The organism is Rhizobium sp. NLR10b (assembly GCF_019685435.1).
In the GTDB taxonomy this organism is placed as follows: Bacteria; Pseudomonadota; Alphaproteobacteria; order Rhizobiales; family Rhizobiaceae; genus Rhizobium.
In genome coordinates this window covers 125367-151949 of the sequence record NZ_JABDWV010000009.1, presented here as the reverse complement: position 1 = coordinate 151949, position 26583 = coordinate 125367, and the positions used below count along the sequence as shown (strand labels likewise).

The 26583-nt window shown below is 63.0% G+C and carries 27 protein-coding genes and 5 pseudogenes; 16 read left to right on the top strand and 16 right to left on the bottom strand.

From position 1 onward, the window contains the following. Positions 1–34: 34 nt before the first annotated feature. Positions 35–700, top strand: coding sequence for a glutathione S-transferase family protein (locus HJB91_RS16760; RefSeq protein ID WP_210628689.1), 666 nt, complete (start codon positions 35–37; stop codon positions 698–700). 2 nt (positions 701–702) lie between these two features. Here the strand turns inward: HJB91_RS16760 and HJB91_RS16755 are convergent, their stop codons facing one another. Further along, positions 703–1599 (bottom strand): LysR substrate-binding domain-containing protein, encoded by an 897-nt coding sequence (locus HJB91_RS16755; protein ID WP_221146828.1) that lies wholly within the window; start codon positions 1597–1599, stop codon positions 703–705. Between the two features lie 179 nt (positions 1600–1778). Here HJB91_RS16755 and HJB91_RS16750 point away from each other — a divergent pair, with 179 nt between their 5' ends. Next, the gene (locus tag HJB91_RS16750) at positions 1779–1970 is read left to right on the top strand and encodes a hypothetical protein (RefSeq protein ID WP_210628691.1); all 192 of its coding nucleotides are present in this window, start codon (positions 1779–1781) and stop codon (positions 1968–1970) included. Positions 1971–2015: 45 nt separating this feature from the next. On the opposite strand, the pseudogene HJB91_RS16745 reads toward HJB91_RS16750, so the two are convergent. The 3 genes and pseudogenes from HJB91_RS16745 to HJB91_RS16735 all read right to left on the bottom strand — a co-directional run bounded on the left by HJB91_RS16745 (position 2016) and on the right by HJB91_RS16735 (position 3387). After that, a pseudogene (locus HJB91_RS16745) lies at positions 2016–2507 on the bottom strand (GNAT family N-acetyltransferase). Between the two features lie 201 nt (positions 2508–2708). Beyond that, entirely contained in the window at positions 2709–3170 is a 462-nt protein-coding gene (locus HJB91_RS16740; protein ID WP_221155477.1) for a DUF2231 domain-containing protein, read from the bottom strand. A gap of 1 nt (position 3171) precedes the next feature. Then, positions 3172–3387 carry a DUF2945 domain-containing protein gene (locus tag HJB91_RS16735; protein ID WP_210631670.1) on the bottom strand — a complete coding sequence of 72 codons (216 nt, stop codon included), beginning with the start codon at positions 3385–3387 and terminating at the stop codon, positions 3172–3174. A gap of 360 nt (positions 3388–3747) precedes the next feature. On the opposite strand from HJB91_RS16735, the gene HJB91_RS16730 reads away from it, so the two are divergent. Next, positions 3748–4305 (top strand): DUF2087 domain-containing protein, encoded by a 558-nt coding sequence (locus HJB91_RS16730; RefSeq protein WP_210628693.1) that lies wholly within the window; start codon positions 3748–3750, stop codon positions 4303–4305. Positions 4306–4353: 48 nt separating this feature from the next. Here the strand turns inward: HJB91_RS16730 and HJB91_RS16725 are convergent, their stop codons facing one another. After that, a complete protein-coding gene (locus HJB91_RS16725) occupies positions 4354–4497 on the bottom strand; it encodes a hypothetical protein (protein ID WP_210628694.1) in 144 nt (47 codons plus the stop codon). Positions 4498–4683: 186 nt separating this feature from the next. Between HJB91_RS16725 and HJB91_RS16720 the strand changes: the two genes are divergently transcribed. The 4 genes and pseudogenes from HJB91_RS16720 to HJB91_RS30800 form a co-directional block, all read left to right on the top strand. Further along, on the top strand, positions 4684–5685 hold the full coding sequence (locus HJB91_RS16720; RefSeq protein ID WP_221146825.1) for an ATP-binding cassette domain-containing protein: 1002 nt from the start codon (positions 4684–4686) through the stop codon (positions 5683–5685). Further along, positions 5682–6482: an ABC-2 family transporter protein gene (locus HJB91_RS16715; RefSeq protein ID WP_221155475.1), complete on the top strand. Its 801-nt coding sequence runs from the start codon at positions 5682–5684 to the stop codon at positions 6480–6482. The genes HJB91_RS16720 and HJB91_RS16715 overlap by 4 nt, the downstream gene beginning before the upstream one ends. 2 nt (positions 6483–6484) lie before the next feature. Continuing rightward, a complete protein-coding gene (locus tag HJB91_RS16710) occupies positions 6485–7288 on the top strand; it encodes an ABC transporter permease (RefSeq protein ID WP_221155469.1) in 804 nt (267 codons plus the stop codon). A gap of 63 nt (positions 7289–7351) precedes the next feature. Further along, positions 7352–7590 (top strand): annotated as a pseudogene (locus HJB91_RS30800) (type II toxin-antitoxin system Phd/YefM family antitoxin); the annotation flags it as partial. A gap of 82 nt (positions 7591–7672) precedes the next feature. Here the strand turns inward: HJB91_RS30800 and HJB91_RS16705 are convergent. After that, positions 7673–8293, bottom strand: a complete 621-nt coding sequence (locus tag HJB91_RS16705) for a glutathione S-transferase family protein (RefSeq protein ID WP_210628698.1) — start codon at positions 8291–8293, stop codon at positions 7673–7675. 257 nt (positions 8294–8550) lie between these two features. After that, positions 8551–8907 (bottom strand): hypothetical protein, encoded by a 357-nt coding sequence (locus HJB91_RS16700; protein ID WP_064692660.1) that lies wholly within the window; start codon positions 8905–8907, stop codon positions 8551–8553. A 140-nt stretch (positions 8908–9047) separates the two neighbouring features. Between HJB91_RS16700 and HJB91_RS16695 the strand changes: the two genes are divergently transcribed. Next, a complete protein-coding gene (locus HJB91_RS16695; protein ID WP_210628699.1) occupies positions 9048–9803 on the top strand; it encodes a DeoR/GlpR family DNA-binding transcription regulator in 756 nt (251 codons plus the stop codon). A 58-nt stretch (positions 9804–9861) separates the two neighbouring features. Here the strand turns inward: HJB91_RS16695 and HJB91_RS16690 are convergent, their stop codons facing one another. Next, entirely contained in the window at positions 9862–10869 is a 1008-nt protein-coding gene (locus HJB91_RS16690) for an asparaginase (protein WP_221155467.1), read from the bottom strand. A gap of 354 nt (positions 10870–11223) precedes the next feature. On the opposite strand from HJB91_RS16690, the gene HJB91_RS16685 reads away from it, so the two are divergent. Then, positions 11224–12435, top strand: a complete 1212-nt coding sequence (locus tag HJB91_RS16685; RefSeq protein ID WP_210628701.1) for an MFS transporter — start codon at positions 11224–11226, stop codon at positions 12433–12435. Between the two features lie 48 nt (positions 12436–12483). Here HJB91_RS16685 and HJB91_RS16680 read toward each other — a convergent pair. After that, positions 12484–12856: pseudogene (locus HJB91_RS16680) on the bottom strand (helix-turn-helix transcriptional regulator); the annotation flags it as partial. Position 12857: 1 nt separating this feature from the next. On the opposite strand from HJB91_RS16680, the pseudogene HJB91_RS16675 reads away from it, so the two are divergent. Further along, positions 12858–13298, top strand: a pseudogene (locus tag HJB91_RS16675) (MFS transporter); the annotation flags it as partial. Positions 13299–13356: 58 nt separating this feature from the next. On the opposite strand, the gene HJB91_RS16670 reads toward HJB91_RS16675, so the two are convergent. The 5 genes and pseudogenes from HJB91_RS16670 to HJB91_RS16650 all read right to left on the bottom strand — a co-directional run bounded on the left by HJB91_RS16670 (position 13357) and on the right by HJB91_RS16650 (position 18333). Further along, a complete protein-coding gene (locus tag HJB91_RS16670; protein ID WP_210628702.1) occupies positions 13357–14136 on the bottom strand; it encodes a class I SAM-dependent methyltransferase in 780 nt (259 codons plus the stop codon). Between the two features lie 161 nt (positions 14137–14297). Beyond that, complete coding sequence (locus tag HJB91_RS16665) at positions 14298–15293, bottom strand: NAD(P)H-quinone oxidoreductase (protein ID WP_210628703.1); 996 nt, start codon at positions 15291–15293, stop codon at positions 14298–14300. A 77-nt stretch (positions 15294–15370) separates the two neighbouring features. Then, positions 15371–17228 (bottom strand): annotated as a pseudogene (locus HJB91_RS16660) (GGDEF domain-containing protein). A 119-nt stretch (positions 17229–17347) separates the two neighbouring features. Beyond that, complete coding sequence (locus tag HJB91_RS16655; RefSeq protein ID WP_210628705.1) at positions 17348–17590, bottom strand: type II toxin-antitoxin system ParD family antitoxin; 243 nt, start codon at positions 17588–17590, stop codon at positions 17348–17350. A 194-nt stretch (positions 17591–17784) separates the two neighbouring features. Then, positions 17785–18333 (bottom strand): HdeD family acid-resistance protein, encoded by a 549-nt coding sequence (locus HJB91_RS16650; RefSeq protein WP_210628706.1) that lies wholly within the window; start codon positions 18331–18333, stop codon positions 17785–17787. Positions 18334–18472: 139 nt separating this feature from the next. Here HJB91_RS16650 and betI point away from each other — a divergent pair, with 139 nt between their 5' ends. From betI to HJB91_RS16630, 4 genes are all read left to right on the top strand, one after another. After that, a complete protein-coding gene (gene betI, locus HJB91_RS16645) occupies positions 18473–19105 on the top strand; it encodes a transcriptional regulator BetI (protein ID WP_210628707.1) in 633 nt (210 codons plus the stop codon). Position 19106: 1 nt separating this feature from the next. Then, a complete protein-coding gene (betB, locus tag HJB91_RS16640) occupies positions 19107–20570 on the top strand; it encodes a betaine-aldehyde dehydrogenase (RefSeq protein ID WP_210628708.1) in 1464 nt (487 codons plus the stop codon). A gap of 213 nt (positions 20571–20783) precedes the next feature. Next, positions 20784–22436, top strand: coding sequence for a choline dehydrogenase (gene betA, locus HJB91_RS16635; protein ID WP_210628709.1), 1653 nt, complete (start codon positions 20784–20786; stop codon positions 22434–22436). Positions 22437–22546: 110 nt separating this feature from the next. After that, positions 22547–23890 carry a chloride channel protein gene (locus HJB91_RS16630; protein WP_210631671.1) on the top strand — a complete coding sequence of 448 codons (1344 nt, stop codon included), beginning with the start codon at positions 22547–22549 and terminating at the stop codon, positions 23888–23890. Here the strand turns inward: HJB91_RS16630 and HJB91_RS16625 are convergent, their stop codons facing one another. Together HJB91_RS16625 and HJB91_RS16620 are read right to left on the bottom strand one after the other, a co-directional pair. Continuing rightward, positions 23891–24337 carry an Rrf2 family transcriptional regulator gene (locus HJB91_RS16625; protein WP_210628710.1) on the bottom strand — a complete coding sequence of 149 codons (447 nt, stop codon included), beginning with the start codon at positions 24335–24337 and terminating at the stop codon, positions 23891–23893. Between the two features lie 61 nt (positions 24338–24398). Continuing rightward, the gene (locus HJB91_RS16620; RefSeq protein WP_221102613.1) at positions 24399–24542 is read right to left on the bottom strand and encodes a hypothetical protein; all 144 of its coding nucleotides are present in this window, start codon (positions 24540–24542) and stop codon (positions 24399–24401) included. Positions 24543–24756: 214 nt separating this feature from the next. Between HJB91_RS16620 and HJB91_RS16615 the strand changes: the two genes are divergently transcribed. Together HJB91_RS16615 and cysD are read left to right on the top strand one after the other, a co-directional pair. After that, complete coding sequence (locus HJB91_RS16615; RefSeq protein ID WP_210628712.1) at positions 24757–25497, top strand: phosphoadenylyl-sulfate reductase; 741 nt, start codon at positions 24757–24759, stop codon at positions 25495–25497. Positions 25498–25628: 131 nt separating this feature from the next. Beyond that, positions 25629–26582 carry a sulfate adenylyltransferase subunit CysD gene (gene cysD, locus HJB91_RS16610; RefSeq protein WP_210628713.1) on the top strand — a complete coding sequence of 318 codons (954 nt, stop codon included), beginning with the start codon at positions 25629–25631 and terminating at the stop codon, positions 26580–26582. Position 26583: the final 1 nt, after the last annotated feature.

Below are 26583 nucleotides of genomic sequence, written 5' to 3'. Positions count from 1 at the left end.
TACGGTTCCTGCGACACAGCGAGGGAATATCGTCATGCTGACAATCTATGGGGTCTATCGATCGCGCGCTTCGCGCGTCTACTGGATTGCGGAGGAGCTCGGGCTCGAATTCCGCTCCGTGCCCGTGCTGCAGGCCAGGCGGCTTGCCGACCCGCTCGCCGAAGAGGCGCCGCTCAACACGCATTCGCCCGAGTTCACCGCCCTCAACCCGATGGCGCAGATCCCCAGCATTCGCGACGGCGACCTCATCATGCACGAGTCGCTGGCGATCAATCTCTACCTCGCGCGCAAGCATGGCGGGCAGCTTTCCGGCCAAACCGTCGAGGAGGACGGATTGCTGACGATGTGGACGATCTGGGCGGCCTCGCAGGTCGAGCCGCATTCGGTGCGGATCGTCCTGACCTATGATAACGGGCTTGAGAACAGCGACGACGGCAAGCAGACGATCGCCGCCGCCTGCTACGGGCTGCGCCGGCCGCTTGCGGCGCTCGAAGGTCACCTCGCTGGCGGGCAGTGGATCGTCGGCGATCGCTTCACCGTCGCCGATCTCAACATCGCCGAGGTGTTGCGTTATGCCCAGAGCGAGGCGGATCTTTTCGACGCGCATCCGAACATCAAGGCCTGGATCGAACGCTGCCAGTCCCGCCCGGCCTACAAGGCGATGCAGGCGGCCCGCAGCAAGGAGCCGATCGAGGTTTAACGCTACCGAAAAAGCGCCAGCGTGCCGGCCATTTCCTCGCGGATCCAGGCCTTGAAATCCTTGACCTTCTTCGGCTCGCGTGTGCCTTCGGCCGTCACGAAATAATGGCCGAAGCCGGTTTTCGCGCGAATGCCGAACGGCGCTGCCAGCCGGCCTTCGGCCAGCGCAAAGGCGGCAAGCGTCTGCCAGGCGAGCATGACGCCCTGGCCAGCGATCGCCGCGTCGAGGCAGAGCGAGGCGTCGTTGAAGACGTGGCGCGTCGCAAGCGTCGCGCCCGACAGTCCGGCCTCGCTCATCCAGACTTCCCAGCTGAACATGGCCGGACCATCGATAATGGCAGGCAAAGCGAGGATGTCGGCAGGCTGTTTCAGGTTGGCCGCCATCTCGGGCGAACAAACAGGAAAGACCTCCTGCTCCAGCAGCAACTCGGCCTTCACATCGGGCCATTTGCCGGCGCCGACGCGGATGCCGATGTCGACGTCTGAGATCGCGGGATTGACGAGATTGGTCGTCGCATCCAGCCGCAGCTTGATGTCGGGGTAACGTTTGGCGAAGCGATGAAGCCGATGGACGAGCCAGCGGGCGGCGAAAACCGGCGCCACCGAGATGGTCAGGATCGTATCGTCCTTGCGGCTTGCGATCGAGACTGCCGCCGAAAGGCGGGCAAAGCCCTCGTCGAGCGCTGTGAGCACCGGACGGGCGGCTTCGGTGGCGATCATGCCCCGGGCGGTGCGCTCGAAGATCACTTGCCCCAATTGCGCCTCGGCCTTGATCACCTGCTGGCTGACCGCGCCGACCGAAACGCCGAGCTCGTCGGCGGCCGCCTGCAGCGAGCCAAGACGACCGACGGCCTCCAGTGCCCTGAGGCCGTTGAGATGGACGCTATTCAGGTTCTTCATATAGTTTTCCTATAACGCCGCCGCGGTAATCTCAATTGAAAAAGCACCGGTGCAGGCAGACATTATAAGCATAGAGGATCCCACTCGACCGGCGACGACGCGGTGAGAGGGAGAGGGTTATTTGGCACCAGCGGCCGGGTGGTCACCTTTCCGCGTCGCTGGAGAATGCGAGGCTTGCCATGTCGTGGCTGAAGTTTTTCTTGAAGCCCGCCGTTGCGGCGGGCGCGCAAATCGACCCGGCCTGGAAGAACGACCCGCTTCGGCATCCCGAGGTCCAACGCATGTCGCTGCGCGAAATCGCCGATCTGCCGCTGGGAGCGGAGAGCGGTTTGCATGCCGAGGGCAGGTCGCCGCTGGCAAAATGCGCGTGAGCACCGCTCCCGCGCATTTGCTAATTTGCCTTATGCCGGCGTCCGTTAAACGGCAGATGCCTGCCAGCAAATCACCGGACCGTCCTCAGGATCGATGCGCTCGCCGGTGCGGATAAAGCCATTTCGTTCGAGGACACGCTACGAAGCGATGTTTTCCATGGCCGTATCGGCCGAAACGAGGGTTACGCGCGGATCCTGCCGCGCCCATTCCAGCAATTCTCCTATGGCGCGCGTGACGGATCCACGTCCTTGGCGGCTGGGCGCGATCCCATAGCCGATGTGGATTTCGCCGTTCTGAGGTGCGCGAATGATGGAGCACAGCCCGACGATTTCGGTCGCCTCCACAATCATCCAGGCCGACGGGATGAATTGGGCGGCGATCTCTGCTGCAATCCTGGCCAGCATCTCCAGGACCTCAGGAGGCGCGATGGCGCTATCGGAAACCAGGCTGGTATTTACAGGCGCGAAACCTTTCAGCAATGCGTTGAAATCATGGGCCGTCAATTCGATGATCATATTCTTCTCGACATTGCGCATGCGCCGGTTTTGACGCGTCAAGCCGAGCGATGGAGCGAGACCAGCCCTCGATCAATTCGAGCGGTGTCTCGCCGTTCGCCTCGGCCGCAATGATGATTTTCAGAGCAGCAAGCGCCGGTAGTCAAGAGAGTCTCTGAGGTGCCCCTGCGGGGGCCTCGAAGGATGGGGCGGACATGCTGGCGTTGGATGGGATGCCGTTCATTATCTCGTCGGATTGGCCGGATCCTCGCTGACGCCGACGCGGTGGCGATAGACCATTTCCCAGCCTTTCCAGCCGTTGAATAGAAGAAGGGCGGTAGCGATCAAAGACAGCACCAATCCGGTCGGGACGATGAAGTCCCCGCCTTCGGCCAGCCGCCGCCCGAGGTTGAAGGCCTCGATCAGGACGACAATGACGTTTCCGATCATGTGAAACCAGGCGTCGCGCAGGTCGCGAATGCGGCTGTCGCCGAAAGAGTCGATCAAGCCGGCAACTGCCGCCAACGCCGCCATGACAAGGCCGGCGCCGAGCATCCAGTTGGTCGCAACTGCCCAGGCCGGATCGCCCGATCTGGCGTAGACGATGTCGACAACAAGCGTGCCGACGAAGGCGGCGACGGGGAACGGGATCAACATCGGGTGGATCGGATGACCGGCAATGCTCAACGTGCTTTTCGGGTTCATCCTATCCTCCTTTGACCTTCCGCAATGCATCTTCCCTATAGGCAGCGATATGGTCGCTCTTGTCGCTCTTGATCTCGTATTGGGGTGAGGCCTCGGTGGCGCGGCGGCGATGACCTTTGTAGTCAAAATCCCGGGTGTGGATCGCAATGATGTGGCCGGAGACCTGCCCGGCCTCCGAATTCCAGGTGACGTGATCTCCCCGAGCAGATTTGGCCATGTCGCACAATTCGTCAGATGCCGCAGAGCATGCGTCAAACATCCAGACCGCCTGCTTTGTTCCGGTCATGGCCGACAAGCTGAAACCCGTAGCTGTGGAGACCTGCGTGCTTGGCCCGTGCGAATGGACCCCGCCCCGCAAAAGGCTATCGCCCGGCCGGAGCCACCGAGCGTGAAGACCGTTGAAATATCGAGGGCGCGGTGATAATTCCTGCATCGGGTCTGCAGTTCACCCAGGCATCGCCGTTCTCCGGAACACGCTAAACCTGACAATGACTGAGATATGGACACCGATCCCGTGCCATGTCGGAAGGGCGATCACCGATAATCCATCCGGAACGGCACGACCAAAGGATAGGTCATGTCCAGAAAACTCATCCCGCTCCAGGTGAGCGATGCCTCCGCATTTGCCAAGTCGCTTCGCCTGCAGCTCTCCGCCCATGAGGGGCTTCCCTCTCACCTCCAGTTCTTGAACATGCTGGCACGGGCTGCCGGTTACGGCAATTTCCAGAGCCTGCGGGCGCAAACTGATCTCGTTGACAGCGAGGCCCTCCCCCCGACAGCGGCGCCTGTCGCCGACCCCGCGGTCGACCGAAAGCATATCGACCGTGTTCAACGCAGGTTCGACCAAGAGCTTCGCCTGATACGCTGGCCCTCGCGGCGCATGGATCAGATCACGGCGCTTTGGATTCTCTGGTCGTATATTCCCTCAGCGAGGGATATGTCCGAAAAAGAAGTCAATGCTCTTCTTCGCGACAGGCACCTGTTTGGAGATCACGCTTTGCTGCGTCGGGAACTTTGTGACCTCGGCCTGATGCGCCGGACGCGCGACGGCAGCGTCTACCGGCGCGTCGAACGGCCGATGCCGAACAATGCGGCGACGATCCTGCGTCAGTGTTCGCAGCGCCAGGCACACTGACCGCCGTTGCGGAGGCGCCCGACCGAAGACGGCCTTCGAAACGGCGCCTCATTCCTCTTTCGTATCATCGTCGCCGGGCTGCCGCCTGCGGCGCGAACGAAGATTGCCGAAGCCCATATAGTGATCGGCATCCGAGGTGTTCCATCGGCCGGCAAGGACGATGATCGCGATGGCTGCAGCGACGATGAGCAAGGCGCAGATTATTTCCATGCCTTCAATGTAGCGCAGGCGGGGATCGGTCAAAGGTGGTGGCGACACAAGGCCGAAGCGATCGGTCGAAACTCAACTTGTCTTTGCACGAATCTCACTTCGCGCTAGCCTGTGTCGCAAGCCCCATCGCCGCCCGAGTCGGCTCGCATCACATCCGAGGGAATAGACATGCCGGCTTTGATCGAAGCACGGGGCGTCAGCAAGCGCTTCCGGCAGCACAAGAGATTTCCGGGCCTGCTCGGCGCCTTCAAGACGCTGGTGACGAGCGAATATACCGAGGTTCAGGCCGTTTCCGATATCGGCTTCGATATTACGGCCGGCGAGGCCGTCGGCTATCTCGGCCCGAACGGCGCCGGCAAATCGACGATGATCAAGATGATGACCGGCATTCTGGTGCCGAGCGAGGGCACGCTTTCGGTGCTCAGCCGCACGCCGCATCTCTCCCGCATGGACAATGCGCGCGAGATCGGCGTCGTCTTCGGACAGCGCAGCCAGCTGTGGTGGGACCTGCCGCTGATCGACAGTTTTACCCTGCACCAGCGCATCTATGATATCCGGGCTTCCCGCTATGCGGACAATCTGCGTCACTTCAGCGAGCTGCTCGATCTCTCGCCCTTCCTCGACCGCGCGGTGCGCCAGCTCAGCCTCGGCCAGCGCATGCGCGCCGAGATCGTCATGTCGCTGCTGCACGATCCGAAGATCCTCTTCCTCGACGAACCGACGATCGGGCTCGACGTGGTCGCCAAGGATGCCGTGCGTCGGTTCCTCGCCGAGATCAACCGCGAACGCGGCGTCACCATCATTCTCACCACCCATGACCTGCAGGACATCGAGACGATCTGCCCGCGGCTGATCATGGTCGATCACTCCAGGCTGATCTTCGATGGCGAATTGCGCAGCCTGCGCGCCGCCCTCGGCTCGGCCCGGCGGCTGACGCTGGAATTTGCCAGCGACCCCGGCCCCTTGCGGCTCAGCACGGCATCGCTCGTCAACGACGAGGGCCTGCGTAAGGAATATCTGATCGAGCGCGAAGACGTGTCGCTGGTCAAAATTCTTTCGGAGGTCGGCAGCGACCGCGATCTCAAGGATGTGGCGCTGCACGAGCCTGACATCGAAGAAGTCATCCGCACCTTCTACCAGGGTCGCAACGCCAGGGCCAGGGCCTCATGAGCGCCTATCTCGCCTTCACCCGCAGCTCCTTTCACGCGCAGCTCGCCTACCGCAACGAGGTCTGGGCCAACATCTTCGGCAAGCTTGTACAGGTCGTCGCTCGCGTCGCCATCTGGCTCGCCGTCTATGCCGGCGTCGGCGCGACCGTCGTCGACGGCGTTTCGCTGCAGCAGATGGTGACCTACGCCCTGCTCGGCGGCGCTGTCATGGGCGCCACCCGCCCGGAAAGGGTCATCGGCGAGATCGGCCGCTCGCTCAAAACAGGCGATATCGCCGTCTGGCTGCTGAAGCCGCTCTCCTATCCGCTCTATCTCTTCGCCAATGAATGCGGCAGCTTTTCCTATCGGCTGGCGACGCAGGTAATCCCGACCATCACCTTCACGGCCCTATTCTACGGCATGCTGGCGCCGGCAAGCCTGTTTCACGGCCTGATGTTTATCGCCTTCTGGGCGCTGTCCTTCGCGCTGATCTTCCTGATGTCGGCGCTCTTCGGCCTGATCGCCTTCTGGCTGATGACGAGCTTCTCGCTGGACTGGATCCTCGGCGCCCTGCTGCATCTCTTCTCCGGCCTGCTGGTGCCCTTCTGGTTCTTCCCCGAGCCCTTGGCGACGATCGCCCGCCACCTGCCCTTCGCCTGGGTCGTCTATTATCCCAACGCGGTCTATCTCGGCAGGCTCTCCGTGGCCGACACCTGGCTGCATCTCGGCCTCGGCCTCGGCTGGGCCGGACTGTTCCTTTTGGGCGTGCTCTGGCTGTGGCGCCTGGCCTCGCGCCGCATCACCGTGCAGGGAGGCTGATCGTGTTCCTTCATCACCTTCGCGTCATTCCGCTGCTGGTGCGCATGCATGTGCGCTCACAAATGGAATATCGCGGCGCCTTCTGGCTCGACCGGCTTGCGCAGATCCTTTCCTACGGCAGCGTCTTTGCCACGATCGGCATCCTGCTTGCCCGCTTCCAGAGGCTTGGCGGCTGGACCTGGCCGGAGCTGGCGCTGCTCTTCAGCTTCCAGCTGCTCGCCTACTCTCTCGGTGCGGCAATGAGCTTCGTGCAATTGCGCGACCTCGAGGAGCTGGTGCGGCTCGGCACCTACGACACACTCCTGGTCAAGCCGTTCAGCCCTTGGGCCTATCTCGTCTTCTCCGGCCTCAATGTCGGCTATGCCGGCCACATCATCCTGGCAGTGCCGCTGCTCTGCTGGGCCGTCCTGTCGGTCGACTTCATCTGGACGGCCCCGTCCGTGGCGTTCCTGCTGGTCGCGATCGTCAGCGCGACACTGCTCACCGCTGCGATGATCACCATGATCGGCGCGACGGCGCTGATGTGGGTGCGGTCGAACCACCTGTTCTCGATCTTCTTCGGTTTCTGGGAGCTGACGCGCTACCCGCTCAACATCTTTCCCGGCAGCATCCAGATCATCCTCATCACCGCCGTGCCGCTGGCGCTGACCAGCTCGGTTCCCGTCGGCGCCCTGCTCGGCAAACCAATCCCGATCCTCGGCGACTGGGCCGGGCCGGTGGCGCTCGCCGCCGGCCCCATCTGGGTGCTGCTCGCCATCGCCCACTGGCGCTACGCCACCCGCAGATACCAAGGGGCTGGCGGGTAATCGGGCTGGGGATGGCGCCCCGACCGGCGTAGCATGAATACTCGCACAACTGGGGGGCGGATGATGGAATGGCGATTGCCGGACGCGAGAAACCGACTATCGGAAGTGGTGCGCAAGGCGCGACGACGGGCCGCAATTCGTCACACTGGGCGGCGAACGCGTGGCCGTCGTGCTGTCGGCCCACGATTACGACACCCTGCGCGCCGGCTCACCCGACACTCATCGACGATCTGCTCGGCGGCCCCGTCTGGGACAACAACCTTACCGATGCGGCCGAAGCGAGGGCCAAGAATCCAAGCCGACGCCGATCTCCTGATGTCTTTGGCCGACCGGGACGGCAAGGACCGAACCTGCGCAACTGGACGAGCTCTATATGCCGGCCCCTCAGCCCCGGTCGAAGGCTAGCGCCCGCTGGACGGCGGGGCGCTGCAGCATGCGAGCGTGATGGTCGCTTGCCTTTGCAAAGCGGGCGGGATCGACGCCGTCGGCCGGCAGCCAATCGGTCATGACGAAGAGGTAGGGATCGGCCAGCGAATAGGTCTCGCCCATCACCCACGGGCCTTTGAACATCGTCTCTTCGATCAGCCCGAAACAATCGGCCATATTCTGCGGCACCTTGGCCTTCATCGCCTCGAGTGCCGCCGGATCGTCGGCCCAGCGCGAGCCGCGCGGGCGATGGGCGTGGTTCACATGCACGGTCGAGCAGAGATAGTTGTTGAAGGATTGCAGCCGCGCCATTTCGAAGACATCGCCGAGCGGCGCGAGTTTGGCGGCCGGGGCGCTTTCCGCGATGAAGCCGAGGATCGCCGGCGTTTCCGTCAGCACGCCGCGATCGGTGACGAGCGCCGGCACCCGTCCCTTCGGATTGATCTTCAGATAGTCCGGCGAACGCTGCTCGCCATCGCGGAAACTGAGCTTCTTAGTCTCGAAGGCAAGGTCGGATTCTTCCAGGGCAATAAGGCTTGCGAGCGCGCAGGTTCCGGACGCGTAATATAATGTCAGCATGGTTGTCCACTCCCTTTCGGCACGTCTTATAGCGCGGGGATTGGTGCGCCGGAACCGGGGAGATCGATGGTTTGCGGGCGATTGCCGGCGTGCCTTGCTGCCGCCCCTCATCCGGCTGCCGCCACCCCTTCTCCCCGTTCTGACGGGGAGAAGGGGTGTGCGGCACCCGCTTCCTCTATCTCAAGGTTGCGTTTGGCACGTCCCTTCTCCCCGTCAAAACGGGGAGAAGGTCAGGGTGAGAGGCAACACCCCCGCTCTCACCCGCAGCCCGGTACATCCTCCAGCCGGTGCCAGACCGGGATGCCGCGTTCCCTGGCGATGCGCACGTCGTTGTCGGCGCCTTTGGAATCGCCCGGCAGGCGCAGCACGCCCTCGCAGAGCTGCAGCAACCGGCCGGCGACCGGATGGAAGATTTCCTCGTAGAGGGCGTCGCCGACCGATCTGCCGCCGGCGGCGTGCCAGATCGGCAGCGCCACCCATTCGCCGATCATCGGCACATGGCCGGCCTTGAACAAGGCATAAGATGGTTCCTCAAGCCGCTTGAGGTTGGCGGCCATCTTCTCCGGGTCGTCGCCCGTTCCGGACCGATAAGGCCCCGCAATCAAAATCAACATGATCAACTCCATCGCTCCGCTTCTGCGCGAGCACTCCCGGCCTCATGCACGGGATTTCCTGAAAATGCACGATATTTCTTGAATGTCGAGTCATTTCATGCAATATCATGCCATCTCGTGAATTTTCGTGCGGAGAGACAATGCTGACGACGCAGCGCAAGACCCTGATCCTCGACATCTTGCGCCGCGACGGCCAGGTGATCGCCAAGCGTGTCGCCGAGGATTTTTCGCTTTCAGAAGACACGATCCGGCGTGACCTGCGGGAAATGGCGGCGGAGGGGCTCTTGAAACGCGTGCATGGCGGCGCGATGCCGCTTGCGCCCGATCTGCCCGATTTTACCGCGCGGGCCAGCGTCTCGTCCGAGAACAAGGCGCGGCTCGGGGCTAAGGCGGCTGCGATGGTCAAGCCGGGGCAGATGGTCTTCCTCGACGGCGGCACGACGACCGCCGAGATTGCCCGGCATTTGCCGCGCGATATGGCGCTGACAGTTGCCACTCACAGTCCGACGATCGCCGCCGAGCTGGAGCACCATCCGACGGCGGAGGTGATCCTGGCCGGCGGGCGGCTCTACAAACATTCGATGGTGGCAACGGGCGCTGCGGCGATGGCGGCGATTTCGCAGCTTCGCCCCGATCTGTTCTTCCTCGGCGTCACCGCCGCCCACCCCGTGCACGGGCTTTCCACCGGCGATTTCGAGGAAGCGGCGATCAAGCGGCACATCGCTCGCTGCTCGGCCGAAACGCATGTGCTGCTGACGGAGGAGAAGTTCGACCTCGTCTCGCCCTGCCCAGTGCTCGGCATTGCCGAGGTGGCAGGACTGATCGTACCGACGGAGATGACGGCCGAGCGGCTGAAGCCTTATCGCGATCTCAACGGTACAATCACTGCAGCCTAATCATTCGCTAAAAAGTCAGGGCAGGATGTCGTGCGAAAACCGCGAACCGATTTCGGCATCATGCCGAGAAGACGGAGGTCGCTCTGAGATCGCCGACATGGATGCCGTTCCAGTTGCGCATCGCGGCTGCGGCAAAGGCCATCAGAGCGGCATGCACCGTCTCTTCCGTCTCGAAGAAGCGGGCGAGCGCGGCCGCCACCATGGCTTCGGCGGCGCGGGTGGCGCCATCCTCACATTTCAGCGCCATGGCGATGCCCTTTTCCGGGATCGCAGCGCAGAAGACACCCTCGGCGCCTGTCTTGACGAAGATGCGTCCGGGGGCGATCTGCATCAGTTTCGTGCAGGCGCGGCCGGAGCCGGCGACATAGAAGGGCTCGGCCATGCAAGCCTCGATCAGGCGGCGGGATGCTTTGGCGCGCACCGGCTCCAGCCCGGTGCCGGTCGCCATCCTGGCAAAGCCTTGCGCCAGGCTGCGCAAAGGCACGGCATAGGTCGGAATGGAGCAGCCGTCGGTGCCGCAGCTCTCGGCGCCGAGCACGGCGCCGGTCAGGCTTGCCATCGCGGCCCGGATCTCGACCTGCAGCGGGTGCTCGTAGCCGACATAACCCTTCGGGTCGATATCCCGGTGACAGCAGGCGCAGATGAAGCCGGCATGTTTTCCGGAACAATTGTTGTGCAGCGCCGTCGGTGCGTCGAGCGTGCGGGCCTGATGGATCAGGACTTTCTGGTTCATCGACCAGTGGGCGCCGCATTCCAGCGCTTCGACATTCCGGCCGGCACGCGACAGCATCGAGGCGGCAAGCGCCACATGTTCGTCCTCGCCATTATGGGAGGCGCAGGCGAGCGCCAGCTCCTTGTCGCCGAAGCCATAGGCATCGGCCGCACCGCTCTCCACCAGCGGCAGCGCCTGCATCGCCTTGCAGGCCGAGCGCGGGAAAACCGCGGCGTCGATGTCGCCCAGCGAAAAGACAAGCCTGCCGTCGCCATCGACGACCGCCACCGCGCCGCGATGACGACTTTCCACGAGCAGGCCACGGGTGACTTCAATGGTGACAGGATTGGTCATGGGCTCTCATCCGGATGCTGGCGGGATGGGCAGGCATAACGCGTCAGGGCGCGAAAGCCAACGGGGTTTGGGTGGCCTGTTTCGCGCGGCAAGTACGTGACGTACGGCGGAGTAGCAAGTGGCTGCGCCAATTCTCCGTCGGGACAGTCGCGCCTTCTGCCGGTCGAGCCCCTACCCTCCGTCATTCCAGGCCTTGAGCCTGGAATCCAGCCCCGGGGCTCGACCAAGCAACTCCGTCGGACGGCGATCGCCTCATCGCAATACTCATCACAGAAACTGACGCATGCGATCGAAAACTATCGTTTTCCTGATGTGTGGGATGCAGCTAAGAGTGGTGCGTCAGGAACCGCCCCCATGTCATCCAGTTTCTCCCTCATCCTGCGCGACAACAGGATCCGCATTCCCGCGGTGACGCTCGTCGCGCTTGCCTTTACCTATGCTTCGACCGCGCCTTACCAGTCGATCATCGGGATCAACGAACTCGGCTTGAGCAACGGCGCCTATTCGGCGCTGGTGTTCTTTTCGGCGATCGTCAACGTGGCGACGAGTCTGACGCTCGGCATCTGGTCGGACAGGCTGAAGGAACGCCGGCCGCTGGTGCTCTCGCTTTCGGTGGCCGGCATGCTCGGCTTCGGATCGATCGCGATCATCCACAGCCCGGCAATCTTCATCTTTTCGACGCTGCTGCTGGTGCCGATGAGCGGCTCCACCTATTCATTGCTCTTCGCCAGCCTGCGCGCCAGGACCAACCAGATGGAGCGTGGCGAGGGCGCTGCGGTGACGGCAACGGTGCGGGCGCTGTTTTCCGGCTCCTGGGCGCTGGCGCCGGGGCTGATCGGCCTTTATCTCGTCAACTCGCCATCGATGACGCCGGCCTATGGCATCGCGGCGCTCGCCAGCTGCACCTGCTTCTGCCTGTATTTCTTCTTCGCCCCCGGCAACGGCAGCGCCGGCCCTCCCCCGGATCCGGTCGGTTTCCTCGCTTCGCTGAAGCGAATCTTCATGCCCAACGTGCTGATCCGCGTCTTCATCATGGCGCTGCTGTTCGCGCTGCAGCGGCTGAACGGCATGCTTCTGCCGCTGATCATCACCCGTGCGGCGGGCGGAAACGTCGCCGACGTCGGTTTCATCGCCGGGCTGACGGCGCTTCTCGAAATGCCGTTCATGATGATGTGGGGCATGACGCAGCGGCGCTTCCGCACCGCGCATGTGCTCGCCCTCGGCGCGCTGATCTATTGCGCGTATCTGCTGCTGCTCGGATTTGCTTCCGCACCATGGCACATCTATGCGCTGCTGCTCGTCAACGCCTGCGGCGCGGCGGCAATCCTCAGCGTGCCGATCACCTATCTGCAGGACCTGATCGCCGACCGGCCGGGGCTCGGAACCTCGCTGCTCTCGCTCAACACCTTCATCGGCACCGGCATCGCCGCCGGGCTCTTCGCCTTCGGAACATCGCTCACCGATTATTCCGGCACCGCCTTCGTCGGCGCCGGCGCGGGTCTGGCGGCGATTGGGGCGTTGCTCCATCTGGAAAGCAGCAGGCGGCAGGCGCGGCAGCCGGCCTGATTGCAGGCGGCGCAGGGCACACGACCGGTTCAATCGCCGCGCCTCAATCTAACGCGCCATGATGCGGTGGGCGCAGCGGCGGGCGCCGGCAAGGCTATCTTCGCCGCGCTCGACGTCGGTGCCGAGGGCGGCGCGGAGGGTTTCGAGTTCGGAGCGGCAGAAGCCCGCGCAGGCGGTGACCGCCGCGCAGATCGGACAGTGATTTTCAACCAGCATGAAGGAGCCGTCCGCCTCCCGCCAACTGTCGGCCATGTAACCCTCACGGGTGCGGATCGCAGCCAGGCCCTCGGCACGAGCGGCAAGCTCGCCGGCGTTCGAGCTCGTGGCGATAGCGCTGCAGCGTCTCGGTTTCGCGGGCGGAGATGACGGCGTCGAGCGCTCCCGCCCCAAGCTGGTCGACGAGGGTGCCGAGGAGAACGGCCCTCGGCAGCTCGTTCAGCGGCCGACAAGCCTATCTGGCGATCGTCGCCGGCGCGCTGATCGAGACGGCGGCGACCGGTTCGCTGGCCCTGTTTCTCGCCAAGGACAATCCGCAGGGGGATTTGCCGCTCATCATGCCGGCGGCGGCCGCCATGTTCATGATGGGCTTCGGCCTCGGTCTCGGCTGGGCGCATCTCGTCGCCGTGGTGCTGAAGCTCGTCGCCAGCAACGAACAGGACAAGGCCTCGGCGGCAATCCCGACGATGAGCTCGCTCGGCGGGGCATTCGGTGCCGCCTTTGCCGGGCTCATCGCCAATGGCGCCGGCCTCGTCGAACCGGGCGGTGTGCCAGGAGCACTGTTGGCGGCGCATTGGCTTTATCTGCTGATGGCGCTGCCGGGCATCATCGCGATTGCGACGGCGATAACCCTGAGAGACAGGTGAATTGAAAAGGCGCCTCGGTTTCGGGGCGCCTTTTCACGACTGAATGATTTCCGTGCTCTCAGGCGACGTTGCGCTCCGGTTCCGGCTCCTGCTGGACAACCTCCTGCTTCACGCCGAGATAGAGGACGGAGCCGCGGCCGATGCCATAGGTATCGCAAACGTCGGGCGTCAGGAAATCGGTGACCGGAATCTGCTGGACCGCCAAACCGGCGCGCCGGATCACGTCGATGAAGCCGGACCTCGAGAAGATGCGCACATGGTCATCCTGGCCGAAATGCGCCCAGCGGCCTTCCGGCGTCGTCACCTCGGGATTTTCATAGGTGTCTTCGATCGACAGGCAGATGGGCGCCATCAGGATGGCGACGCTGTCCTGCTTGAGAACACGCCGGATTTCCGCGGTGGCACGCACCGGATCGTCGACATGTTCGAGCACATGAGAGCAAAGCACGAAGTCGAAGCTCTCATCGGCATAGGGCAGGTTATGGATATCAGCCTTGTCGTCTGCCTCCGGCATATGCATGTCGCAGCTGCGGTAGAAGACGTGCGGGTGGCTTTTGAGCCAGAAGCTCAAGGCCCGGCCCGGCGCAATGTCCAGGAAGCGCACGGCCTTTGCCTGGTCGAGCCGCTGGAACACCGGCGTCAGGAACAGCGCGTAAAGCCTGTCGCGATCGGTCGAATGACAATTGGGGCAGCTATAGGCCTGATGGTTGATCGTCTCGAATTCATCGATGCGATAGGGAAAGCCATGTTCGACCGCCTTGTCGATGTAGTAGCGCGGAAGCGGTACGAAATGCGGAATTCTGCTGCGGCAGATGGGGCAGGCGTGGAATAGAGCCATTGTATTCCTCGTAGGGACCTTACAACGCGCAAGCAACGCCACATCGGGATGCGCAGTTTCGGGGCCAAGTTTCGATCAGACGACTGTTCAACGACCCCGGAGACTCACAGACAGCCAGGATCAACTTCACCTTGCGCACGAATGCTGGTCCGAAGCTGACCTCAAACGGTGAGCATGACCTTGCCGACATGGCTGCCGCCCTCCAGCAGCCGGTGCGCCTCGACGACGTCCTCAAAGGCGAAGACCTTGTGGATGACCGGGGCGACCGTGCCGGCCTCAAGCAGCGGCCAGACCTCGGAGAGTAGATCATCGCGGATGGCACGTTTCTCCTCGGCCGTGCGCGGGCGCATGGTGGAGCCGGTGACCGTCAGGCGCTTGACCATGATCGGAGAGAGATTGACCTTTTCGGCGACGGCCCCGCCGAGGAAGGCGATGATCGACAGGCAGCCGTCCTTAGCAAGCGAGGCGATGTTGCGATCGAAATAGGCGGCACCGATCATATCGAGGATGATATCGACGCCCTCGCCGGTTTCGGCCTTGATCACCGCGGCGAAATCCTCGCTCCTATAATTGATCCCTCGTTTGGCGCCGAGCTTTTCGCAGGCCTCGCATTTTTCCATCGAGCCGGCCGTGGCATAGACCTCGGCGCCGAAGGCGCGGGCGAGCTGGATCGCGGTTGTGCCGATACCGCTCGTGCCGCCATGGATCAGCACGCTCTCGCCTTCCGTCAGTCCGGCCATCTGGAAGAGATTGGCCCAGACGGTGAAGAAGGTTTCGGGAAGCGCCGCGGCTTTCACAGCGTCGTATCCCTTGGGAAAAGGCAGGATCTGGCCTGATGGCAGCAGGCAATATTCGGCATAGGCGCCGCCATTGGCGAGGCCGCAGACCTTGTCGCCGACGGCATAGCCGCTGACGCCAGGCCCGACCTCGACGATTTCACCGGAGAGTTCCAGCCCGAGAATCGGGCTCGCATCCTTGGGCGGGGGATAGCTGCCCTGACGCTGGGCAATATCGGGACGGTTGACGCCGATCGCCTCTGCGCGCACGAGGACCTCGCCTTCACCGGCGACCGGCAGCGGACGCTTGCCGATCACCATCACATCCGGTCCGCCGAAGGACTTGAGATCAACGAAACGCATTTCCTGAGGCAATGACATGGCGCTACCCTCCTGATCCCGAAGGTTCGGAATAGATCAGCCCGGCCGGCTTGGGAAGGCTGCAAGCGGCAAGGGCGTCAATTCGCCTCGCCCAGGAAATGGAAGGCAAGGCCCTCATCGCTCTCCTTGGCGGCCGACTTGATGACGGCGATCTCGGCGCTGACGCGGTTGATATCGTCGATGACGAGGCCTTCCGGCAGTTCGAGAACGCCGATCGAGCAGCGCATCAGCGGGAACAGGGCCTCGGTGCCGGTGCGGTCGTGGCCGAGGATGCGGCCGGCGGCGCGGTGCTCGCCGGAATAAAGATCGAGCACGTCGTCGTGGAAATCGCTGATCAGCCGGTCGAGGATCTCGGTCAGCTCCTCCTTCGTCCAGCCGACGACGCCGATGAAAAAATCATCGCCGCCGACATGGCCGAGGAAATGGCGCTCGGCGAAGAAATAGCGGCGCATTAGCGCGGCAAAGAGCGAGATCGCATGATCGCCGAGATGGAAGCCGTAGGCATCGTTGAACGGCTTGAAGTTGTCGAAGTCGCAATAGCAGAAGTGGCGGACCTCATCGCCGTCGCGGCCGGACTGGCGCATGAAGTCGCGGATGGCGCGATTGCCCGGGAGGCCGGTCAGAGGGTTCTGGTCCTGGGCGGTCTTCAGCTGTTTCTCGTTGATGACCTTGATCAGTGAAGCGGCGGAAACAACGCCGGCATAACGCATATTGTCGGTCAGGATCAGGCAGTTGCTGCCCTCCATATTGGCGAAGATCGCCATCAGCTGCTCGGCATCGCTGTCGAGGCCAACGATCGGCGCCATCTCGACGAAATGCGAGATGCTGCGCTCATACATCTTGTTCTTCAGGAGGTCACGGCCAAAGGGCTGATAAATATACTCTTTGAGGTGCTGCTCGTGGATGATGCCGCGCGGTTCGCTATTGGCGTTGAGGACGGGAAAAAAGGCCTGGCGCGGATTGCGGCGGAAGAGCTCGAAGACGCTGTCGATGCTGTCGTTTTCGTAGACCGTCGGCAAGAGCTCGATCTGCTTGCGGATGAGGATTTCGTCGAGCGACTGGCTCGCCCGCTTGCTCTTACCGAGTTCCTGCAGATGCGGGAAGGACGGCGCCAGCTCCGACATGTGCGTGGTCGGCCGGGAAATGAACCATCCTTGGACGAGATCGACGCCATATTCGCGGCAGGCGATGAATTCGGCCTCGGTCTCGATGCCTTCGGCCACGACGCGCGTGCCAAGCACATGGGCGATGTTGACGATGCTCTTCAGCAGATGACGCTTGCGGGCGCTGCGGTCGATCTCGGCGACGAAATGGCGGTCGATCTTCAGATAGTCGACGGCATAATCGCAAAGCAGTTTCATCTCGCCGTGACCGACGCCGAAATCGTCGATCGCCAGCTTGAAGCCGGCCCGCCGCAACTTTGAAACCAGGGCGGCGAATTCCGGCACGCTGGTATTGTCGAAGCGCTCGGAGAATTCGAAACAGATGGAGGACGGCGGAATATTCGCCGTTCGCAAATGTTGCAGCAGGCTCTCCACCAGGCGCTCGCCATCGTGGATCAGCCGGACGTCAAGATTGAGGAACAGCGTCGAGGTGGAGAAATTCGACAGCGTCGCGAACTTGGCGAGCGCGCGGCTGGCGACCATCTGTTCGAGCTGCAGCAGCTGACAGGTCCGATGCGCCTCGTCGAGAATATCGGCCGGCGTGTCGTAGCCGATGCGTTCCTGGCCGCGCATGAGGGACTCGTAACCGAATACCGTACCGGTGCCGGCTTCGACGATCGGCTGGAAGGCGTTTTCGACCACGAGCTTGGCAAGGGTTACAATCTGATCGCTCGCATAACGACGCAGCACGCCAGGCTCGACGGCGCCAGCCAAAGATATTGCAGTGTTCACTGTGGGCCGATCTCCACTGCGACTTGTTCTTCTTGGTCAGGAACCTGCCGCAGAAGGATCAACGAACCCTTTCGCCAATATGAAAGTTTTGTGAAAGACGCGGCTCGCCGGCACGCGTTGCGCGTGAATTCGAATTCCCCATTACAAGCATTGGCTTATTCAGGCGGAGCGACTGCGCTGCGCCTCATGATCGGCAAACATGTCGGCGACGCATCTGCCGCCGGAGGCGACGCTCTCGTCGTCGAGGAGATCTGCCTTGATTTCGCCGAGCTTGCGGGCGGTATCCCAGAGGCGCAGCGCCTCGCGGACGACCTCACTGCTCGAGGCGTAACCACCCGTGTCGACGGCGGCACGGATGCCCGCTGCCTGTTGCGGAGAGATGGAAACGGTGACCATCGGCATGGACTTCCTCCCTTTTTTCTTCAGGCAGTACCCTGCCTTTGGGGGACGCATGACCATTTTCGGCATTCCAGGCGCTTGCGCCGGTGCCATTGGTGCATTCGCACCGGAAGCATCCGGAGATGCCGGACGGCTCTAATCCCTAAAGTCTAATCCCCCGCCATTCCCTTGTCAAAAAAGAAAAGGCCCATCGCCGTTCAACTGCGCAGGCCAAGGCCGAAGGCGATCATCGTCCATCCCTGGACGATCAGGTCGACGGCCAGGAAGAGGCCAAGGACCCAGAGGCTGTTCACCGGCCAGCCCAGCGCGATGACAAACCCGGCAAGCGCCGTTATGACACCGCTGATAGCGATCCAGCGCCAACCCTTGAGCGGTCGCATGCGCATCCCGACCCAGAGACGGAATAGGCCGGCCACGAGCAGCGCAATGGAAAGAAACAGGGTCAAGGCCGCCGAGGTGAAAATGGGATTGACGAAGGCGCAGATGCCGGCAAGCACGTAAAGCACGCCGCTCAAAGCCCAGAAGAGCACCTGATCCCAGCGGCGCAGCTGAAAAGCGTGGACGAGATAGATGACGCCGCCGGCCAGCATGAGCATGCCGACGTAAAAGACCGAAGCAACGGTCGCCATCAACAGATTGCTGAGAGCGATGAGGCCGCAGATAAGAAGCAGGACCCCGAGGCCGAGGAACCATGCCCATTTCGATCGCAGCGAGGATTCGGGCATATCATTGAAGACGCTGGTCATAGCACACCTCCTGATCATTTGAATATGTTGCCCCAGTTCTTCCGGAAAAGATGTGAGCCAAATCAATTCGCTTAAGATTTTTGTTGATTGATCAGTCAATCAAAAATAAGATGGGCCTCGTTTTCAGGAGGTAGCGGGCGTGCCCAAGGTCGGGATGGAGCCGGTGCGCCGCAAGGCGCTTGTCGATGCGGCGCTGCGGGTGATCGGCGATCACGGCTCGCTCGCCGTGACCATGTCCGATATCGCCCGCCAGGCCGGCGTCTCGCCGGCGCTTGCCCATCATTATTTCGGCAGCAAGGAGCAATTGCTGATCGAGACGATCCGCTCGCTGCTCCGGCAGCTGCGCCGCGATACGGTGGCGGCGCTGAAGGAGGCGCGCACGCCGCGTGAGCGGCTTTCGGCCGTCATCCGCGTCAGCTTCCATGCCGACCAGTTCGCGCCCGATACAATTGCCGCCTGGCTTGCCTTTTACGCCGAAGCGCAGCGTTCGGAGGAGACGCGCCGCTTCCTGGTGATCTATGCCCGCAGGCTGCGCTCCAACCTGCTCGCCGATCTCAAGGCGCTGCTGCCAGCCGACGCCGCAGAACGCATCGCCGAGGGCGCTGCGGCGATGATCGACGGGCTCTATATCAGGCAAAGTCTGAAATCGGCGCCGATCGGCATCGAAGCCTCGATCGCGCTGACGGAGGATTATGTAAACGCCCTTCTGGCCAGCGCCTCCCCTTTTAACGGGGGAAGGAAAAACTACCTCGCACCATCCAAGGACAAATGACATGAAAGCCCAGCCAAAAGCCTCGCACTTCATCGATGGCGAATATGTCGAGGATAGCGATGGCACTGTCATCGAGAGCCTTTATCCTGCCACCGGCGAGGTGATCGCCCGGCTGCATGCGGCAACGCCTGCGATCGTCGAACAGGCTATCGCGGCGGCCAAACGCGCCCAGCCGGAATGGGCGGCAATGAGCCCGATGGCGCGTGGCCGCATCTTGAAGCGCGCCGCCGAGATCATGCGCGAGCGCAACCGCGAGCTTTCCGAACTGGAAACGCTCGATACCGGCAAGCCGATCCAGGAGACGATCGTCGCCGACCCGACGTCGGGCGCAGACGCCTTCGAATTCTTCGGCGGCGTCGCGCCGGCCGGGCTCAACGGCTCTCATATCCCGCTCGGCCAGGATTTTGCCTATACCAAGCGTGTCCCCCTCGGCGTCTGCGTCGGCATCGGCGCCTGGAACTATCCGCAGCAGATCGCCTGCTGGAAAGCGGCCCCGGCGCTGATCTCAGGCAATGCCATGGTATTCAAGCCGTCGGAAAACACGCCGCTCGGCGCCCTGAAGATCGCCGAGATCCTGCACGAGGCGGGGCTGCCGAAGGGGCTCTTCAACGTCATCCAAGGCGACCGCGAGACCGGGCCGCTGCTCGTCAACCATACCGACGTCGCCAAGGTGTCGCTGACCGGATCGGTGCCAACAGGGCGCCGGGTGGCAGCGGCTGCGGCCGGCAGCCTCAAGCATGTGACCATGGAACTCGGCGGCAAGTCGCCGCTCATCGTTTTCGACGACGCCGATCTCGACTCGGCGGTCGGCGGCGCCATGCTCGGCAATTTCTATTCGACCGGCCAGGTCTGCTCGAACGGCACCCGCGTCTTCGTGCAGAAGGGGATCAAGACGGAGTTCCTGAAGCGGCTGAAGGCGCGCACCGAGGCGATGATGATCGGCGACCCGATGGATGAGGCGACGCAGATCGGCCCGATGGTTTCCTGGGCGCAGCGCGAGAAAGTGATCGCCTATATCGAAAAGGGCAAGGCCGAAGGCGCAAGCCTGATTGCCGGCGGCGGCATTCCGAACAATGTCTCGGGCGAAGGTTATTACGTGCAGCCGACGGTCTTTGCCGATGTCACCGACGACATGACGATCGCCCGCGAGGAGATCTTCGGGCCTGTCATGTCGGTGCTCGATTTCGACGATGAGGACGAGGTGATCGGCCGCGCCAATGCCAGCGAATTCGGCCTCTCCGGCGGCGTCTTCACCGCCGACCTCACCCGCGCCCACCGCGTCGTCGACCGGCTGGAGGCCGGCACGCTGTGGATCAACACCTATAATCTCTGCCCGGTCGAGATCCCCTTCGGCGGCTCGAAACAATCGGGCTTCGGCCGCGAGAATTCGCTGGCGGCGCTGGAGCATTATTCCGAGCTGAAGACGGTTTACGTCGGCATGGGGCCGGTGGCGGCGCCTTATTGAAGACATCTGTCCACGCCCTTGCCCCTCACCTAACCCTCTCCCCGCACGCGGGGAGAGGCGACGTGCCCAAAGCAACGTCGAAGATAGGGGAAGCCAGTGCGGCATATCCCCTTCGCCCCGTTTACGGGGAGAAGGTGCCGGCAGGCGGATGAGGGGCCGGCTCTGAGAAAACAAGAAGCAGCCAGATCACGGCAGCTCAAGGAAAACAAGAAGATGCAACAAGCAGATTTCGTCATCATCGGCTCCGGCTCGGCCGGCTCGGCGCTGGCCTATCGCCTCTCCGAAGACGGCAAGAACAGCGTCCTCGTCATCGAGGCGGGCGGCAGCGATTTCGGGCCGTTCATTCAGATGCCGGCAGCGCTTGCCTGGCCGATGAGCATGAAGCGCTATAATTGGGGCTATCTCTCCGAGCCGGAGCCGAACCTCAACAACCGCCGCATCACGGCGCCGCGCGGCAAGGTGATCGGCGGCTCGTCATCGATCAACGGCATGGTCTATGTGCGCGGCCATGCCGAGGACTTCAACCGCTGGGAAGAGCTCGGTGCTAGCGGCTGGGCCTATGCCGACGTTCTCCCCTATTTCAAGCGGATGGAACATTCGCATGGCGGCGAAGAGGGCTGGCGCGGCACCAACGGGCCGCTGCATGTGCAGCGCGGCGGCTTCACCAATCCGCTGTTCCGGGCCTTCGTCGAGGCCGGCAAGCAGGCGGGCTTCGAGACGACCGAGGATTACAACGGCAGCAAGCAGGAAGGCTTCGGACTGATGGAGCAGACCATCTTTGCCGGGCGCCGCTGGTCTGCCGCCAATGCCTATCTGAAACCGGCGCTGAAGCGCGACAATGTCGGGATCGTCTACGGTATGGCGCGCCGGATCGTCATCGAGAACGGGCGCGCGACCGGCGTCGAAATCGAACGCGGCGGCAGGACAGAGGTGGTGAAGGCGAACCGCGAGGTGATCGTCTCGGCCTCCTCTTTCAATTCGCCGAAGCTCCTGATGCTGTCCGGCATCGGCCCGGGCGAGCATCTGAAGGAAATGGGCATCGAGGTGAAGGCCGACCGCCCTGGTGTCGGCGCCAACCTGCAGGACCATATGGAATTCTATTTCCAGCAGGTCAGCACCAAGCCGGTGTCGCTCTATTCCTGGCTGCCCTGGTTCTGGCAGGGGGTGGCGGGCGCGCAATGGCTCTTGTCGAAGGGCGGGCTCGGCGCTTCCAACCAGTTCGAAGCCTGCGCCTTCCTGCGCTCGGCACCCGGGCTGAAGCAGCCGGACATTCAATATCATTTCCTGCCGGTGGCGATCAGCTATGACGGCAAGGCGGCGGCGAAAAGCCACGGTTTCCAGGTGCATGTCGGCTACAACCTGTCGAAATCGCGCGGCAACGTGACGCTGCGCTCGCCCGACCCCAAGGCCGAGCCGGTGCTGCGCTTCAACTATATGAGCCATCCCGAGGATTGGGAGAAATTCCGCCACTGCGTGCGACTGACCCGCGAGATCTTCGGGCAGGCGGCCTTCGACGCCTATCGCGGCCCGGAGATCCAGCCGGGTGAAGGCGTACAAAGCGACGAAGAGATCGACGCCTTCCTGCGCGAACATCTGGAAAGCGCCTATCACCCCTGCGGCACCTGCAAGATGGGCGCCAAGGACGATCCGATGGCGGTGGTCGATCCGCAGACGCGGGTGATCGGCGTCGATGGACTGCGCGTCGCCGACAGCTCGATCTTCCCGCACGTCACCTACGGCAACCTGAACGGCCCCTCGATCATGACCGGCGAGAAGGCCGCCGACCACATCCTCGGCAAGCAGCCGCTGGCGCGCTCGAACCAGGAGCCCTGGGTCAACCCGCGGGCGGCGGTCAGCGATCGGTGATGAGTGGCGAAAGCTGTCAGGCCGCAATCACAGTAGCAATTTTCGGAAGAAAGAGGTGGCCCCTTCCCTGCAAACCGGTTTAGGAAGAGCTCATCTCCAATGTTCCTCGGCTGCCCGTGTTCCATCGCAAGTCCAGACTTCTTCGCAGATCGCGTGTCCTGTGGGGCTCCTTCTCCCTCTGGCGTCCGCGGCTGATCTTCTGGTTCGGCGCCTTTGCGATCGGCATCATCAGCGTCGGCTTCGCCAGGCTGGCCGATCTGGCGCAGCGCGGCTTTGCCGGCGTGATCGCCTCGGGGCAATGGAGCTTTCTGCTGCCGCTTCTCATCACCCCGCTCGGCTTCATGCTGTCGGCCTATCTCGCCGCTACATTCTTCCCGAACGCGCAGGGCAGCGGCATTCCGCAGGCGATTGCCGCGCGGCATTTGCGTGATCCGGAGGACCGCGCGCGGCTGCTGTCGCTGCGGCTCGTCTTCGGCAAGATCCTGCTGACCGTGCTGGGGCTCGCGAGCGGCGCGTCGATCGGCCGCGAGGGACCGACCGTGCAGGTTGGCGCATCGATCATGCTGGCCGTCGCCCGCTTCGGCGGCATGGCGCAGGCGCGCGGCCTGATCCTCGCCGGCTCTGCGGCCGGCATCGCCGCGGCCTTCAACACACCGCTCGCCGGCATCGTCTTCGCCATCGAGGAAATGAGCCGGACCTATGAGTCCCGTGCGAACGGCCTGGTGCTGACGGCCGTCATCCTTTCGGGCCTTGCAGCGCTCGGACTTGCCGGCAGCTACAATTATTTCGGCTCCACCGCGGTCGCGCCCGCCTCGGTGCGCGACTGGGAACTGGTGCTGGTCTGCGGCATCGGCGGCGGCGCACTGGGTGCGGCTTTCAGCGGGCTTGCGCTCCATCTCGGTCAGCACGTTCGCAGGTGGGCGCATCCGCAGCCGCTGCGGCGGATGGTAACGCTGGCAGCAGCCTGCGGCCTTGCCGTCGCGGCGATCGGCATCCTCTCGGGCGGCATGACCTTCGGAACGGGCTACGACCAGGCGAAAGGCGCCGTCGAGGGCAATCCCCTGCCCCTGCTGTTCTTCCTGGAAAAACTTCTTGCCGGCTTTCTGTCGATGATGTCGGGCATTCCGGGCGGCATCTTCGCGCCGTCGCTCTCCGTCGGCGCCGGCTTCGGCAGCACCATCGGCCAGATTATGGGCAGCAGCATCGCGCTTGCGGCCATTCTCGGGATGGCGGGATATTTCTCCGGCGTGGTGCAGGCGCCGATGACCGCCTTTGTCATCATCCTCGAAATGACCGGCGACCATCAGGCCATCATTCCGATTATGGCGGTATCGATGATCGGCTACATCACCTCGCGGATCCTGTCGCGCGAGCCGCTCTATCACGGCCTGTCGCGCGTCTTCATCGCTGCGGCGATCCGGGCCCGGCGCGCCAGGGAAACGGCTGAGAGCTGATCAGGCGAGCAGGCGGGTGACTTCGGCGCCATGCCCCGGGCCGACGGCATCGGCGATGGTCGTCGAGAACAGCACCTTGCGGGTGGCGTCGGCGACCTTGGCGAAGACATGGCGGATTTCGCACGTCTGTTCGCCGTCGCAATCGTCACATTTGCGGTAGGCGGTGATCGACAGGCACGGCAAGGGTGCGATCGGGCCATCGATGATGCGCAGGATTTCGCCGAAGGTGATGGTGTGGGCGGGCTTGAGCAGGAGATAACCGCCCTGCTTGCCGCGGCGGCTGACGACGATGCCGTGATGTTTGAGATCGAGCAGGATCTGTTCGAGGAATTTCTTCGGGATCTTCTGCTGCGCCGCGATGTCGGAAATCATCACCGGTTCGTCGGCATCGGCATCCGCCAGAACCGTCAGCGCCCGCAGCGCATATTTCGCCTTTTGCGTAATCATCTCAGACCGTCGACACACAGGCGGCGCGCATTTTCGCGCCGCTTCACACGTATATTCGCCTCTATGGCACAACCAGCATGAACGGAATTTGAACGCGCCGGCTGAAAGCCTTGAGGGACAAGTATTTTTGGCCTTGTTCTTCACGCTGGCCAAGCCCTTGCAAACTACGCCAAATCAGCGCCTTCCGCACCATTTTCAGCATCACTTCAGATTTCCGATTGACAGGCTGCGTGTAAGCCTACTAATTTTATAGACATTGAGGCTGTCGGCGCGGGTTTTTCCCCGCGGGCGGCTGCTTTTCTGCATTGCGGCAGCTTCGGAGAGATATTTGCTCCTGTGGCCGCAGCTTTCGAAATCCCTTTTTCTGTCCGATCCAGGCTTGAACTGCGATACTCCGGTCAACTAAGGACAGGATTCTCATGACTGTTATCAATCCGAATGCAGAAGCCGAGGCGCTGAACGACAAGCTGGCAGGCCTCGACCTCGCCGGACGTCTGTCGCTGGTGGCAGGCCTTGGCGGCCGCGTGGTGTTCACCACCTCGCTCGGCATCGAAGACCAGGTGATCACCGCCGAAATCGGCACGCACCGCCTGCCGATCGACATCGCGACGCTGGAAACCGGCCGCCTGTTTGCCGAGACGCTGGCGCTGATCGACGAAACGGAGGCCCAGTACGACATCCATATCCAGCGCTTTTCGCCCGAGAAGGCCGATATCGACGCCTATGCCGCGCAATACGGCCTCAATGGTTTCTACGAGAGCGTCGAAGCCAGGCATGCCTGTTGCGGCGTGCGCAAGCTGAAGCCGCTTGCGCGTGCGCTCGAAGGGGCGACGATCTGGATCACCGGCCTGCGGCGCGGCCAGTCGGCCAACCGCGCCGAAACGCCCTTTGCCGAATATGACGCCGAACGGCACCTGCTGAAGGTCAATCCGCTCGCCGACTGGGACATCGAGGCGATCAAGGCCTTCGTTTCCGAAAACGGCGTGCCGGTCAATCCGCTGCATGCCCGCGGCTACCCCTCGATCGGCTGCGAGCCCTGCACAAGGGCGATCAAGCCCGGCGAGCCGGAACGCGCCGGCCGCTGGTGGTGGGAGCAGGACGAGACACGCGAATGCGGCCTGCATGTCGCCGAAGAGGCCTCAGCGATCGTCGCACAATAATCACCTTCCCAGCTTACCGGATCAGGGCGCGGCGGTCGCCGCAGCCTTGGGGGAAGCGAGCTTCCCCGGGGAGAGCCACAATCGACAAAAGCTTGCGGGCAGCCGCAAGGACCGACAGTCTGGAGTAAGACATGCCCGATAGCCGTCCGGATACGGAACTCAGCAATCCGCAGAGCGCCAAGGCGCCGCTCGACCCGCATCTGAAGGCGCTGGAAAACGAATCCATCCACATCTTTCGTGAGGTCGCGGCCGAATTCGAGCGTCCCGTGATGCTCTATTCGATCGGCAAGGATTCCTCGGTGCTGCTGCACCTGGCGCGCAAGGCCTTCTATCCCGGCCGCGTGCCCTTCCCGCTCCTGCATGTGAACACCGGCTGGAAGTTCCGCGAGATGATCGCCTTCCGAGACGAGACGGCGAAGAAGTACGATCTCGATCTCATCGAGCACATCAACCCACGCGGCGCGGCCGAAAACATCACGCCCTTCACCCATGGCTCGGCGGCCTTCACCGACATCATGAAGACCGAAAGCCTGCGCCAGGCGCTCGATGCCGGCCAGTTCGACGCCGCTTTCGGCGGCGCCCGGCGCGACGAGGAGGCAAGCCGCGCCAAGGAACGCATCTATTCCTTCCGCACGCCGGATCACCGCTGGGATCCGCGCAACCAGCGGCCGGAGCTCTGGAACATCTATAACGGCATGATCCGCAAGGGCGAGAGCGTGCGCGCCTTCCCGCTGTCGAACTGGACCGAGGTCGATATCTGGCGCTACATCCAGGCCGAGGACATTCCGCTCGTGCCGCTCTACTACGCCCGCAAACGCAAGTTCGTGGAGCGCGACGGCATGATGATCCTGGCCGAGGATCCGCGCCTGGAACTGCTGCCCGGCGAAGTGCGCCAGGAGGGCATGATCCGCTTCCGCACGCTCGGCGACTTCCCGCTGACCGGCGCCATCCGCTCTGAGGCGACCACGCTGGAAGAGGTGATTGCCGAACTCGAAATCGCAACGGTGTCCGAACGCCAGGGCCGCGCCATCGACCGCGACCAGTCCGGCTCCATGGAAAAGAAGAAGCGTGAAGGATATTTCTGAG

Coding starts and splice junctions, on each gene's coding strand:
- HJB91_RS16760 (WP_210628689.1), top strand. CDS start 35: ATGCTGACAATCTATGGGGTCTATCGATCGCGCGCTTCGCGCGTCTAC.
- HJB91_RS16755 (WP_221146828.1), bottom strand. CDS start 1,599: ATGAAGAACCTGAATAGCGTCCATCTCAACGGCCTCAGGGCACTGGAG.
- HJB91_RS16750 (WP_210628691.1), top strand. CDS start 1,779: ATGTCGTGGCTGAAGTTTTTCTTGAAGCCCGCCGTTGCGGCGGGCGCG.
- HJB91_RS16740 (WP_221155477.1), bottom strand. CDS start 3,170: ATGAACCCGAAAAGCACGTTGAGCATTGCCGGTCATCCGATCCACCCG.
- HJB91_RS16735 (WP_210631670.1), bottom strand. CDS start 3,387: ATGGCCAAATCTGCTCGGGGAGATCACGTCACCTGGAATTCGGAGGCC.
- HJB91_RS16730 (WP_210628693.1), top strand. CDS start 3,748: ATGTCCAGAAAACTCATCCCGCTCCAGGTGAGCGATGCCTCCGCATTT.
- HJB91_RS16720 (WP_221146825.1), top strand. CDS start 4,684: ATGCCGGCTTTGATCGAAGCACGGGGCGTCAGCAAGCGCTTCCGGCAG.
- HJB91_RS16715 (WP_221155475.1), top strand. CDS start 5,682: ATGAGCGCCTATCTCGCCTTCACCCGCAGCTCCTTTCACGCGCAGCTC.
- HJB91_RS16705 (WP_210628698.1), bottom strand. CDS start 8,293: ATGCTGACATTATATTACGCGTCCGGAACCTGCGCGCTCGCAAGCCTT.
- HJB91_RS16700 (WP_064692660.1), bottom strand. CDS start 8,907: ATGTTGATTTTGATTGCGGGGCCTTATCGGTCCGGAACGGGCGACGAC.
- HJB91_RS16695 (WP_210628699.1), top strand. CDS start 9,048: ATGCTGACGACGCAGCGCAAGACCCTGATCCTCGACATCTTGCGCCGC.
- HJB91_RS16690 (WP_221155467.1), bottom strand. CDS start 10,869: ATGACCAATCCTGTCACCATTGAAGTCACCCGTGGCCTGCTCGTGGAA.
- HJB91_RS16685 (WP_210628701.1), top strand. CDS start 11,224: ATGTCATCCAGTTTCTCCCTCATCCTGCGCGACAACAGGATCCGCATT.
- HJB91_RS16670 (WP_210628702.1), bottom strand. CDS start 14,136: ATGGCTCTATTCCACGCCTGCCCCATCTGCCGCAGCAGAATTCCGCAT.
- HJB91_RS16665 (WP_210628703.1), bottom strand. CDS start 15,293: ATGTCATTGCCTCAGGAAATGCGTTTCGTTGATCTCAAGTCCTTCGGC.
- HJB91_RS16655 (WP_210628705.1), bottom strand. CDS start 17,590: ATGCCGATGGTCACCGTTTCCATCTCTCCGCAACAGGCAGCGGGCATC.
- HJB91_RS16650 (WP_210628706.1), bottom strand. CDS start 18,333: ATGACCAGCGTCTTCAATGATATGCCCGAATCCTCGCTGCGATCGAAA.
- betB (WP_210628708.1), top strand. CDS start 19,107: ATGAAAGCCCAGCCAAAAGCCTCGCACTTCATCGATGGCGAATATGTC.
- betA (WP_210628709.1), top strand. CDS start 20,784: ATGCAACAAGCAGATTTCGTCATCATCGGCTCCGGCTCGGCCGGCTCG.
- HJB91_RS16625 (WP_210628710.1), bottom strand. CDS start 24,337: ATGATTACGCAAAAGGCGAAATATGCGCTGCGGGCGCTGACGGTTCTG.
- HJB91_RS16615 (WP_210628712.1), top strand. CDS start 24,757: ATGACTGTTATCAATCCGAATGCAGAAGCCGAGGCGCTGAACGACAAG.
- cysD (WP_210628713.1), top strand. CDS start 25,629: ATGCCCGATAGCCGTCCGGATACGGAACTCAGCAATCCGCAGAGCGCC.